The following is a 10,775-nucleotide window of genomic DNA, read 5'->3' on the forward strand; positions in this document are numbered from 1 at the left end:
CGGGTGGTCGAGCGGGAAGCCGTAGGAGCGCGGGTGGTCGCCGACGTCGTCCAGGCGCAGCGGCTCGGGGTCGCTGATCAACACGCCCAGCACGCCGCGCCCGCGCGGCAGGTCGCCGATCGCTGCGTGCGCGGCGGGGTCTATCCCGACCGTCAGGAACCGCTCCAGCTCGGTGCGGCTCTCGTCGAGGATCCCGAGCGCGGCGTATCTGGCGCCCGTCAGCGCGCGCGCCTCGTCGAGCACACGCTGCAGCAGCGTCTCCAGTTCCAGCTCGGAGACGACCGAGCGTCCGACTTCGAGGATCCGGCTCAGTCGCTGGCGGTCGAGCATCGCGCGCCAACTCTACGGCCCGTGCGCATCCGTTGTTTCCACGGAATCGCTCTGCGGCAGAGACACGATGGAGCGAGGCGTGCGGCCGCGTAGCGTCGAGCACTCGACCGGCCCGGCCCGTCCGGTCTGGCCCACGACCGCGAAATCGCCCGGAGAACAACAATGCGCAAGATTCTGATCGGCTACGACGGCTCCTCCCACGGCGACGACGCGCTCGCGCTCGGGCGGGTCCTGGCAGAGGCCGCCACCGACCCGCAGGTCGTCGTCGCGACCGTCTACGACGCGCTGATACCGAAGAACACGCAGGGCGAGCCGAGCCTGCGCGAGGAGCGTCTGCGCGACGAGGCGCAGCAGACGCTCCTGCAGGCGCGCGCCGCGTGGCCGGAGCTGAACGAGGCCGCCTTCCAGGCGCTGCGCGCGACCTCGCCGAGCGCCGGGCTGCACCGGGCCGCGGCCGACGACGACTTCGACGTGATCGTGCTCGGCTCCAGCCACCGCCACGGCCTCGGCCGCATCTGGGCCGGCAGCGTGACCGAGCAGACGCTCGCGGGCGCCCCGCGCGCGGTCGCCGTGGCGCCGCCCGGATACGCTGCGAAGACGGCGGAGACGACGCGTCTGCGCCGCGTCGGCGTCGCCTACGACGGCTCCGTCGAGGCGGTCCACGCGCTTGACCTCGCCGCCGAGCTGGTCGATGGCGGCGACGCGACGGTCGTCGCGATCGACGTCGTCGACACGGTCGGCCCGCCGCTGACCGGCGGCTACGGCTACGGCAGCTTCGTCGGCGACATGCGCGACCTGGCCGATCGCAACCTCGCGGCTGCGCGCGTCGCGCTGGAGCAGCACGGGATCGAGCGGGTCGAGCTGGAGCGGCCGGAGGGCGGCCCGGCGCGCGATCTGATCGCGGCGAGCGAGCGGCTGGACCTGCTGCTGCTCGGCTCGCGCAGCCACGGGCCGGCGCTGCGGCTGCTGCTGGGCAGCGTCAGTGCGCGCGTGGTGCGGGAGGCGGCGTGCCCGGTGCTGCTGCATCCGCGCTCGGCGGATCCGCGCTGACGGCGAGGCCGAAGCTCTCGATCAGCCGTCGCAGCCCCGTCGCGAACAGCTCCTCGTCGCGCGCGGGGTCGACGGTCGAGAGGTCGATCACGGCATCGACCGCGCGGCGCATCGGCTCGCTCGAGTGGCTCGCGTCCTCGGCGTCCGGCGTCGACCTGAAGCGCGCGCCCGTGGTGTTGAACTCCAGCTCGTCGTTGGCGATCAGGCGGTTGGCGGCGAACGTGACGGAGCCGAGCGTGAGCGACGCGTAGGTGTGGAAGCAGGCGGTCGCCGCCTCATCCTCCAGGCCGAGCCGCTCCATCACGCTCGCTATCAGCGCCAGCACGTTCGCCAGCAGCCCGGTCGTCGCGTGGCTGGCGGCGACGTAGGGGGCGATCCGGTAGTGCCGCAGGAACGCTTGGCGCGTCACCAGCCCAGCGGTCACGAGCACCTCGACCGGGTCCGCTGTGAACGGGTCGGCGATCTCCGCCAGCAGCGCGGCTGTCGCCTCCTGCCAGACGAGGTCGACGCCCGCCGTGTAGATCGCCGCGCGCGACGGATAGTGGTGGTAGATCGCCGACGGCGCGACGTCGAGCGCTCTCGCGAGGTGGCGGATGCTCGGTGCGGTCGCGCCCGCGTCGAACTGCCGCAGCACTTCCGCGGCGATCTCCTCCGGCGTGAGGTGCGTTCTGCGGTTGCGTGGAAGCCGGGTCATGGCGCGTCCCCCTGACCGTACCGTACGTCGTGTGGTTCGGATGTCCGCGCGCGCTGGACAGACGTTCCGGCACACGCGAGCGGCCGCTGCGAACCGCCGACGCGCGCTGACGGTCATCTCCTCCCGACTGGATGAAGACGCGCGCGCCGTGCGCTGTCATGCTTTGGCGCAGTTGCGAGCGCCGCGGGCGCTGCAGGACGGAGGAGCCGATGGAGACGTCGTTGGAGATCCGAGAGGCACCGGCCGGCGCCGGCGACAGTCCACTGCGCTCCTTGTTCGGCCTGGGCGGCACGCTCGCCGGCATCGCGCTGCGGCCGGTGAAGACGGGCGTCGCCGCTGGAGCGTGGGCCGAGCGCGAGCTGCGCGGGGCGGCGGTGCGGGCGGACCGCGAGCTGGGCGGGCCGGCTGCGCGCCGGGAGCTGCGCGACGCCGCCGCACGGCGCGGCGGCGCGGCTGCGCTCGCGCTCGTCGACGCGCTGCTGAGATCGGCCGTCGCGGCCGAGGTCGTCGAGCGCGTGCTCGCGAGCGGGCTCGCGCGGCGCAGCGTCGCGACCGCGTTGAGCGGGCCGCTGGTGGAGGCGGCGGCGGAGGACGTGACGCGCTATGCCGTCGCCGAGCGCGTCGCGGACGAGCTGTTCGCGGCCAACACGATCGACGGCCTGCTCGACCGTGCGCAGGCGGTCGACCTGCCGCGCCACGTCGCCGAGCGGCTGCTCGCCGACGGCCTGCTGGAGCAGACGGTCGCGCGCGTGCTGGACGGGCCGGAGCTGGAGCGCGCGGTCGCGTCCGCGCTCGACAGCGCCGCGATGGAGCGGCTCGTCGTGCGCGTGATCGACAGCAGACTGCTGACCGAGGCCGTCCAGCAGCTGCTGCTGACCGACGAGCTGTGGCTGATCGTCGACGAGATCGCGCGCAGCCCGTCGGTCGCGGACGCGATCACGCGCCAGAGCGCCGGCTTCGTCGACGAGCTGGCCGACGGCGTCCGCACCCAGTCGCGCAGCGCCGACACGTGGCTGGAGTCGCGCGTGCGCAACGTCTTCGGCCGCAGACAGCGCGCGCAGCCGGGCGAGGGATGAGCGGGCACGTCAGCGGCGCGGGCGACCGACCAGCGCGCGGCAGCGCCGGCGCCACCGGTCCGCCGGCCGCCGGCGGCCCGAGGGAGCCGACGGGCACCGCCCCGCACCCGTCCGCGGCCGCCCATGCCCGCCTCAGCGCCGCCGCGACCGCCACTCCGATCCCCGTCGCGCCCTACTACGAAGGGCTGATCACGCGCGCGATCGCGTTCACCGTCGACGCGGCGATCATCAACGCCGTCGCGGTCGCGGTCGGCGCGGCCGTCGGGCTGTCGCTGTCGGCGCTGTCGATCCCCGACAGCGCCAAGGGCGGGCTGCTCGGCCTCGGCGGCTTCGTCTACCTGCTGTGGTCGGTCTCGTACTTCGTCGGCTTCTGGTCGGCGACCGGCCAGACGCCGGGCAACCGGATGCTCGGGATCCGCGTCGCCCGCGCCGCGGACGACGACAGCACGCTGCGACCCAGCCGCGCCCTGCTGCGACTGATCGCGCTGACGCTGTGCGCGATACCGCTGCTGATCGGCTTCCTCCCGATCCTCTTCAACGACCGCCGCCGCGGCCTGCACGACATGGTCGCGGGCAGCGTCGTCGTCGCGGGCCCGGTGCACGCGATGACGCGCGACCGTCCGCCCGGGGGCTAGCCCCCGGGCGGACGGTCGCGCCGGCGGCAGCGTCGTCGTCGCGGGAGCGGCCCGGAAGGGCGCCTAGACGCCCTCCCGCGCCTCGATCTCACCGGCCGCCGCGGCCTCGGCCAGCGCCGCGTGATCGCGCTCGTTCTGGTCCGCGTACGCCGCGGCGAAACGGGTGATCGCCCGGTCGAACTGAGCGCCGGAGCCGAGGTAGGAGGCGATCGCGACGCGGTCGCCGGTGCGCGCGTGGGCGCGGGCCAGCGACCAGCCGCACACGCGCACGTAGGCGGGGAACGCCGTCGCGGTCATCCGCTCGACGTCGCCGGACAGCTTCCAGTCCCACAGCTGGCGCACGTAGAAGTCGCGCGTGGCGCCGTCGAGTCCGGTCGCGCGGTCCCAGCCGAGGAAGATGTCGCTGGCGGCCTGCATCAGCCGCTGTCCCTCGACGACACGGCGGCCGCGCTCCTCGTACTCGCTGGCGCCGACGTGCGGCTCGAGCACCGACGCGTCGGCCTCCTTGGCCTGCAGCACGAGCGGGTCGGCGCCGTCGCTGCCCTCCAGCAGGGTCACCCAGGCGCGCGTGCCGACGCTGCCGACGCCGACGACCTTGCGCGCGAGGTGGACGTATCTGTAGCCGGCGAGCAGGTGGGCGTGATCGGGGCGCAGGCTCTGCGAATAGGAGGCGATCAGCCCGTTCATCCACTCGGCCGTGTGGACGGCCTCCTGCGCCGAGACCAGCTCCTCGATCGGCACCAGCAGCGGCGGCTCGCTGAGGAACCGCAGCCGTCCGTCGACGACGTGCGTCAGCTTCGTCAGCGCGCGTGCGCTGTCCTTGCGACGGGCCTTCACGGCGGCTCTCCGCAGCGTCGCGACGTCCTTGCCGGCGATGTCGGTGCCGTAGCGCGCTCTCAGCTGGTCGAGGTCCATCCGCGCGTACCAGACGGCGAGGTTGCCCTCGGCGGCGAATTCGCGCATCGCGACGCGGTACTCGCGCACGGCCGCCTCGACCACGTCCGTGCGCGCATCCGCGGACAGCCCGCGCTCGCGGCCGGCGATCTCCGCGCTCGCCGCCATCCGCTTGACGTCCCACTCCCACGGCCCCGGCAGCGTCTCGTCGAAGTCGTTGATGTCGAACACCTGGCGGCGGTCGGGCGCCGCGAAGCCGCCGAAGTTGGAGATGTGCGCGTCGCCGCACGCCTGCACCGTGAAGCCCGAATCGGGCGTCGCGGCGAGGTCGGCGGCCATCACCGTCGCGGCGCCGCGGTAGAACGCGAACGGCGACGCGAGCATCCGCCCGTGGCGGATCGGGACCAGCTCCTGCAGGCGATCCGCGGCCTGCGCGGACAGCTGCGCGACGGGATCGGCGCGGTCGGGCGCGGGCGCCCACTCGCCGTGCGAGGAGCGCGGGACGACGGCGCGGGCGGCCTTCCCGCGCTCCGCCGACTCCCGTGCCGTCAGCCGCTCCCGCCGCGTCGGCGCGCTCATGTCGGCAGCACGCGCTCCCCGGCCGCGACGAGGTCGGACGGGTGCAGCCATTCGTCGGCGAGCGCCTCGCCGCCGGCCTCGCGGATCGCGTCGCGCAAGCCGATCGCCCAGCGGTGCTCGATGATCGCGATCGCCGCGCTGCTGCCGGGCGGGATCGTGTCGGCGACGAACCAGACGTCGTCGCCCAGCGGCGTCTCGCCCGCCGCGGCGGCCTCCGCGCCGGCGAGCGCGCCGACCTCGGCGCCCTCTTCGCCTGCGGCGCCGAGCCCGACCAGCGCGCCGGCGAGCGCGCCCAGCTCGATCGACTCGTCGGTCGTCAGGTCGCTCGTCTCGATCACCGCGGTCTCGCCGTTCTCGTCCTTCTGGACGAACAGCAGGTCGACGAGCCGGATCACGTCGTGCTCGCGCAGCCGCCGCAGCTCTTCGAGGATCGCGCCGGTGAATCTGCCCTCCTCGAAGCCGACGACGAGGATCTGCATCGGTCCAAAGCTCATGCTCTCACGCTCCCTGAAGCAGCTTCTGCTTCTGCCCGTCGAACTCGGCCTGCGTCAGCACACCGGCGTCCAGCAAGCTTTTCAGCTGCGTCAACTGGCCGGCGACGTCGACGACCGGGGCGGGCCCCGCGGCGGGCGCGGGCGCCGCTGCTGCGGCCGGCGCGGCGGCCGGCGCCGCCTGCGGCTGATTCTCCAGCTGCTCGATCCGGGCCTCTTGGTCGCTCTCCTGCTGCTTGCGTCCCTGCGCGTGCCTTCCTGCCACGTAGGCGCCGCCGCCGACCATCGCGGCGCGCATCAGTGGCCTCCTTCGCATCAGCGGCATGCACTGCTCCTTCGTCGCGCGTTTCAGGTCGACCGACTACAGCGCGCGCGCCGCCGCGGCGCATCACCCGGAACGGGTGAGGAGGTCGGCCTCAGGCCCGTCGCGCACCCGGTCCGGGCGTGTCGACGCCCTCGATCTCGTGGTCGAGCGCGAGCGCGAGGCGCGGGGCGGCGTCGACGAGGCGGGCGGCGCCGACCGCAGGGCCGACGGCGAGCAGCACGGCGGCGAGCTGCTCGTCGCCGGCGCCCGCCGCGCGCGCCCGCTCGACCGCCACGCGGCAGGAGGCGACGGCCGCGCCGACCGCCAGCAGCGCGGCGAGGCGGACGAGCGCGACGGTCCGCTCGTCGAGCGGCACGTCGACGCGGGCGGCGTCGCGCGGCGCGTCGGCGATCGCCGATCGCACGACCTCCTCGTCATTGAGCGCGAGTCGCCGCAGCAGCTCGTCGGTCTTCACCAGAAGCCCACTTCCCGGGCGGAGCGCCGCCGTTCGCCGTTCGTCGGTCGAGCGTAGGGCGGCCGGTCGCCGCGGGCATCCTCCCAACGGGATGACGGGAGCGGCTCAGCCGCCGACGAGCCCGATCTGCGTCGCGCGCGCGACGGCCTCCGAACGCGACGAGGCGTCGAGCTTGCGGTAGACCGCGTGCGCCTGCGTCTTGACCGTGTTGGCCGAGACGTGCAGCCGCGCGCCGATCTCCCGGAACGACAGGTGGCTGGGCAGGAAGCGCAGCACGCGCAGCTCCGCGATCGTCAGTGCCGCGGGACCGCTGACGGCGCCGATCGCGAAGCTGTCGGCGCACTCCCACGCCGCGTCCAGCCGCGCCCGCAGCCCGCTCGCGTCGTGCAGCACGCGCAGCAGCCGGCCGGCGCGCTGCAGCTGCACCCGCGCCGCCGCGGCGTCGCTCAGCCGCAGCAGCGCATGCGCGAGCGCGAGCCGCGTCTCGGCCGCGAACCAGGGCGCGGGATCGGGCAGCGCGGCGAGCAGCCGCTGAGCGCGATCGGCATCCGCGCGCGCCTGGACGACCGCGTCGGGGCGCCCGCTCGTCGTGGGTGGTGCGACCGGTGCGTCCGCGCGCATGCATGCGGCCACGGCGTACGCGAACGCGCCGTGCGGATCGTCGGCGAGACCGCCGGCTTCGAGCTCGTCGACGGCCGTGCTCGCGAGCCGCAGCGCCTCCGCTCGGTCGCCCGCTTCCAGTTCGGTCATCGCACGCAGCGCGAGTCCGCACGCGCGCACCAGCGGGAGCGCGACGGCCTGTCTGCGCGCCGCGCGCTCGATCCGCGCCTGCGCCTGCTCCGTCTCGCCCAGCAGCCGCAAGGCGGCCCCTTCGAGCAGCTCCGCGACCACGTGCGCCGGATCGTCGGCCGCGGCCAGCTCGCGCGCATTCGCCGCGTCGGCCGACAGACGTCGAGCATTCCCGCGTCCGAGACCGGCCCGGACGAGCGCGAGCCCACCTCGCAGAGGGCGATCGGTCGCATCGACCGCGCGTGCGCCCAAGGCACGCTCGGCCGCATCCGCCCATCGCTCGGTCGCGTCGCGGTCGCCGGCGGCGAGGCGCTCGACGGCAGCGGAGAGCGCCAGGGCCGGGTCGGCGGCGAGGCGGTCGTCGTCGCAGCGAGCGATCCACGCGGCCAGCTCGCGGCCGCGCCCGGCGGCGGCGTAGGCGGGCGCGAGGCTCCACAGCAGCTCGCCCGCGCGCGCCGAATCCACACCAAGCGCGTGGTCGAGCGCGCGCGGAACGTCGTGCTCGCGCATGTGGAACACGGCCGCGCGGGCGTGCAGCGCCGGCACCAGCTCCGGCTCGCGGCGGCGCAGTTGCGCGCGCAGCATCTGCGCCAGCAGCGGGTGCGGGCGGAAGCGCCGTTCGCCGCGGTCGAGCGGCGTCAGCGGGACGCCGCCGCGGGCGAGCGACCGCAGCAGCTCGCCCGACTCGCGCCGCTGCAGCACCGCGTCGCACAGCGGCCCGGACAGCTCGCCAAGCAGCGAGCAACGGCGCAGGAACGCGACGTCGGCAGGATCGAACGCGGCGAGCAGCGTGTCGCTCAGGTAATCGGCGACGAATCCGTCGGCGCCGTCGAAGCGGGTGCCCGACCGGTCGGCGCCAGCCGTCGCCCCCAGCGCGAGCGCGGCCAAGCGCAGGCCCGCCGGCCATCCCTCGCAACGCTCCAGGGCAGCCGGGTCCGTCGCGACGCCGGCCGCCTCGAGCAGTTGCTCCGCTTCCAGGTCGGTCATCGCGAGATCGCTCGCACCCAGCTCCAGCAGGCCGCCCTCGACGCGCAGCAGGCCGAGCGGGAGCGCCGGTTCGCCGCGTGTCGCGACGACCACGTGTGAGCCGTCCGGCTGCCACGCCGCGACGTCGGCGAGCAGCGCGAGGCCGCTCGCGTCGCGCAGCACACGCGGGTCGTCGAGCACCAGCACGCGGGCGCCGCGTGCCGCGTCGAGCTGCTCGGCGATCGCGCCCATCAGGCCGCCTGCGTCGTCGCAGCGACCGCCGCGGTCGATCCACGCGAAGGGGCGCGGATCCTCCTGCTCCCACTGCCGCAGCAGCACGCTCTTGCCGTAGCCGGCCGGCGCGCGCACGGCGATCAGCGGCGCGGTCGCGTCGAGCAGCGTTCGCACGAGCCGCGGCCGCGCGACCAGGCCGGGCAGCGGGCGCGGAAGCGAGCTGGTGCGCGGCGGAGCGGATGTCGTGGGGGATCTCAAGGGCGGGAGCGGGGAGGGCACGGTCAGCCTCGCGCCGGCGGCGACAGGCGACAAGGTTGCGCGCCCGTGTCCTGGGTGGTGCGTGCACCACCTTTTACGGCCGCGGCGCCGATCACCCGCATCGGGTGACGACAATCGGCGCCATCTCACCGACGATCGCCGCCATGATCAGAGGACGGCTGCACCGGCGCAGAGGCGGCGCGTCCGCCGTGCCAGACGAGACGATCGAGATAGATCCCGGTCAGCTCGGCCGCGTGCTGGCGGCGCCGCCGTGGCTGCGCAACGCCGGCCTGATGTCGTGGCTGGCGGCGGGCGTGCTGGTGCTGCTGCTCGGGCTCGTCTGGCTCGCCTCGCTGGCGCACGCGATCGTGATGCCGTTGATAGCGGCGACGGTGGTCGCGGCGGTCGGCGCGCCGGTCGTGCGCTGGCTGGCCGACCGCGGAATCCCGCGCGCGGTCGGAACAGGGCTGCTGCTGCTCGGCATCATCGCGTTCGGCGCGCTGATCGTGCTGCTGATCGTCGGCGGCGTCACCGGCGAGGCGGCGTCGGTCGAGTCCCACCTGGCGGACGCGGAGACGACCGTGACCGACTGGCTCAAGAGCCTCGGGATCGACAGCGGCTCGGCCAGCAGCGCGACGCAGCAGGCGGGCGACTCGGGGTCGAGCGCGCTGCGGGCGCTGACCAGCGGCGTCGCGCGCGGCATCGAGGGGCTCTCGTCGCTCGTCTTCTTCCTCGCGCTGACCGTCCTCAGTCTCTTCTTCCTGCTCAAGGACGGTCCGTCGATCCGCCACTGGGTGGAGCATCACGCGGGCGTCCCGGTCCCGATCGCGCGCCTGACCTTGCGGCGCGTGCTGCAGTCGCTGCGCGGCTACTTCTTCGGCGTCACGCTGGTGGCGGCCTACAGCGCTGCGATCGTCGGCGTCGGCTCGCTCGTGATCGGCGTCCCGATGGCGGGGACGATCGCGGTCGTCACGTTCCTCGGCGGCTTCGTCCCGTACCTCGGCGCCTGGAGCGCGGGCGCGTTCGCGGTTCTGCTCGCGCTCTCCGGCGGCGCCGACATGGCGCTGGCGATGATCGTGCTGCAGCTGCTGGCCAACGGGATCTTCCAGCAGCTCGTGCAGCCGTTCGCCTACGGCGCCGCGCTCGGGATCCACCCGCTGGCGGTGCTCGTCGTGACGATCGGCGGCGGCGCGCTCTTCGGCGGCGTCGGACTGGTGCTGGCGGCGCCGGTGACCTCGGCGCTGGTGCGGATCTCCGCCGACGTCGCCCGCGCGCGTGCGGCAGCCGAGGCGGCGGCCTCCGCAGCAGCCGACGACGCGAGCGGCGCCGACCCGGAACCGGCCCCGTCATGAGCGCGAGCGACCGCGGAGCCGGACGCGCACGCCCGGTCGCCTGGTGGCCTGCGGGTGGGCGCCGCCGGCGGCGCGGACCGACTGGCGCATCCGCCAGTTGAGCGGGACGGCCGGGCGGAGGAGGCTCGCTCGCGTGACTGCGATCCCGCTGCCGGCCAGCGTCGCCGAGCGCACCGTGCGCGACCTGCTCGACGCGCGCGCCGTGGAGATCCCCGACTGCGTCGCGCTGATCGCCCCGAGCGCGCTCGCGGGGGCGGAGGTCCGGCTCACCTACGCGCGGCTGCGCGCGCAGGCCGGGCGGGTCGCGACGGTGCTGGCCGCGCGCGGGGTCGGCAAGGGCGATCGCGTCGCGCTGCTGACGACCAACGACGCCGCCGCCGAGGCACACGTCGCCTACCACGCGTCCCACCGGCTCGGCGCGATCAACGTCCCGCTCAACACGCGCTACGTCCGCCGCGAGCTGGACTACGTGCTGCGCTTCGTCGAGCCCGCCGCGGTGATCTTCGAACCCCGCTTCGCCCCGCTGCTGGCGGATCTCGGCGACGCGCTGGGGAAGGCGGCGCTGCTGTCGCTCGACCCGCTGCCCGGCGCGCCTGCGCCCGCCGCCGCGCCCGCGCCCGCGCCCGCCGCCGCGCCCGCGCCCCCGCC

General features: G+C 75.0%; 12 protein-coding genes. 5 read left to right on the forward strand and 7 right to left on the reverse strand.

Translation table 11 applies throughout. The features are described 5' to 3' along the window. Positions 1 to 330, reverse strand: a 330-nt coding sequence (locus tag Q7L65_RS27470; RefSeq protein WP_304726658.1) for a GAF domain-containing protein, incomplete at its 3' end; no start/stop codon positions are given. Between the two features lie 162 nt (positions 331 to 492). On the opposite strand from Q7L65_RS27470, the gene Q7L65_RS27475 reads away from it, so the two are divergent. Continuing rightward, positions 493 to 1,380 (forward strand): universal stress protein, encoded by an 888-nt coding sequence (locus tag Q7L65_RS27475; RefSeq protein ID WP_304726659.1) that lies wholly within the window; start codon positions 493 to 495, stop codon positions 1,378 to 1,380. Here the strand turns inward: Q7L65_RS27475 and Q7L65_RS27480 are convergent. After that, positions 1,310 to 2,074 (reverse strand): TetR/AcrR family transcriptional regulator, encoded by a 765-nt coding sequence (locus tag Q7L65_RS27480; RefSeq protein WP_304726660.1) that lies wholly within the window; start codon positions 2,072 to 2,074, stop codon positions 1,310 to 1,312. The genes Q7L65_RS27475 and Q7L65_RS27480 overlap by 71 nt on opposite strands. Before the next feature lie 209 nt (positions 2,075 to 2,283). Here Q7L65_RS27480 and Q7L65_RS27485 point away from each other — a divergent pair, with 209 nt between their 5' ends. Both Q7L65_RS27485 and Q7L65_RS27490 read left to right on the forward strand, forming a co-directional pair. Next, positions 2,284 to 3,150 carry a hypothetical protein gene (locus Q7L65_RS27485; RefSeq protein ID WP_304726662.1) on the forward strand — a complete coding sequence of 289 codons (867 nt, stop codon included), beginning with the start codon at positions 2,284 to 2,286 and terminating at the stop codon, positions 3,148 to 3,150. Further along, positions 3,147 to 3,785 (forward strand): RDD family protein, encoded by a 639-nt coding sequence (locus Q7L65_RS27490; RefSeq protein ID WP_304726663.1) that lies wholly within the window; start codon positions 3,147 to 3,149, stop codon positions 3,783 to 3,785. Before Q7L65_RS27485 ends, Q7L65_RS27490 begins: the two co-directional genes overlap by 4 nt. A 63-nt stretch (positions 3,786 to 3,848) precedes the next feature. Here Q7L65_RS27490 and Q7L65_RS27495 read toward each other — a convergent pair whose 3' ends face one another. The 5 genes from Q7L65_RS27495 to Q7L65_RS27515 all read right to left on the reverse strand — a co-directional run bounded on the left by Q7L65_RS27495 (position 3,849) and on the right by Q7L65_RS27515 (position 8,775). Then, a complete protein-coding gene (locus Q7L65_RS27495) occupies positions 3,849 to 5,258 on the reverse strand; it encodes a DUF2252 domain-containing protein (RefSeq protein ID WP_304726664.1) in 1,410 nt (469 codons plus the stop codon). Further along, the gene (locus Q7L65_RS27500) at positions 5,255 to 5,752 is read right to left on the reverse strand and encodes a DUF6325 family protein (RefSeq protein WP_304726665.1); all 498 of its coding nucleotides are present in this window, start codon (positions 5,750 to 5,752) and stop codon (positions 5,255 to 5,257) included. Before Q7L65_RS27500 ends, Q7L65_RS27495 begins: the two co-directional genes overlap by 4 nt. A gap of 4 nt (positions 5,753 to 5,756) precedes the next feature. After that, positions 5,757 to 6,047: an SHOCT domain-containing protein gene (locus tag Q7L65_RS27505; RefSeq protein ID WP_304726666.1), complete on the reverse strand. Its 291-nt coding sequence runs from the start codon at positions 6,045 to 6,047 to the stop codon at positions 5,757 to 5,759. 118 nt (positions 6,048 to 6,165) lie between these two features. Further along, positions 6,166 to 6,528 (reverse strand): carboxymuconolactone decarboxylase family protein, encoded by a 363-nt coding sequence (locus tag Q7L65_RS27510; RefSeq protein WP_304726667.1) that lies wholly within the window; start codon positions 6,526 to 6,528, stop codon positions 6,166 to 6,168. A gap of 105 nt (positions 6,529 to 6,633) precedes the next feature. Continuing rightward, positions 6,634 to 8,775, reverse strand: a complete 2,142-nt coding sequence (locus Q7L65_RS27515) for a LuxR C-terminal-related transcriptional regulator (RefSeq protein WP_304726668.1) — start codon at positions 8,773 to 8,775, stop codon at positions 6,634 to 6,636. Positions 8,776 to 8,939: 164 nt separating this feature from the next. Between Q7L65_RS27515 and Q7L65_RS27520 the strand changes: the two genes are divergently transcribed. Beyond that, a complete protein-coding gene (locus Q7L65_RS27520; protein WP_304726669.1) occupies positions 8,940 to 10,127 on the forward strand; it encodes an AI-2E family transporter in 1,188 nt (395 codons plus the stop codon). Between the two features lie 133 nt (positions 10,128 to 10,260). Further along, positions 10,261 to 10,775: AMP-binding protein (locus Q7L65_RS27525; RefSeq protein WP_304726670.1), on the forward strand; the 515-nt coding region annotated here is incomplete at its 3' end.

This window comes from Conexibacter sp. CPCC 206217 (assembly GCF_030646165.1).
Taxonomy (GTDB): Bacteria; Actinomycetota; Thermoleophilia; order Solirubrobacterales; family Solirubrobacteraceae; genus Conexibacter.

Bases quoted from the DNA above. Each gene is read 5' to 3' on its own strand.
- Q7L65_RS27475 (WP_304726659.1), top strand. From the start codon at position 493: ATGCGCAAGATTCTGATCGGCTACGACGGCTCCTCCCACGGCGACGAC.
- Q7L65_RS27490 (WP_304726663.1), top strand. From the start codon at position 3,147: ATGAGCGGGCACGTCAGCGGCGCGGGCGACCGACCAGCGCGCGGCAGC.
- Q7L65_RS27485 (WP_304726662.1), top strand. From the start codon at position 2,284: ATGGAGACGTCGTTGGAGATCCGAGAGGCACCGGCCGGCGCCGGCGAC.
- Q7L65_RS27495 (WP_304726664.1), bottom strand. From the start codon at position 5,258: ATGAGCGCGCCGACGCGGCGGGAGCGGCTGACGGCACGGGAGTCGGCG.
- Q7L65_RS27505 (WP_304726666.1), bottom strand. From the start codon at position 6,047: ATGCGCGCCGCGATGGTCGGCGGCGGCGCCTACGTGGCAGGAAGGCAC.
- Q7L65_RS27500 (WP_304726665.1), bottom strand. From the start codon at position 5,752: ATGAGCTTTGGACCGATGCAGATCCTCGTCGTCGGCTTCGAGGAGGGC.
- Q7L65_RS27520 (WP_304726669.1), top strand. From the start codon at position 8,940: ATGATCAGAGGACGGCTGCACCGGCGCAGAGGCGGCGCGTCCGCCGTG.
- Q7L65_RS27480 (WP_304726660.1), bottom strand. From the start codon at position 2,074: ATGACCCGGCTTCCACGCAACCGCAGAACGCACCTCACGCCGGAGGAG.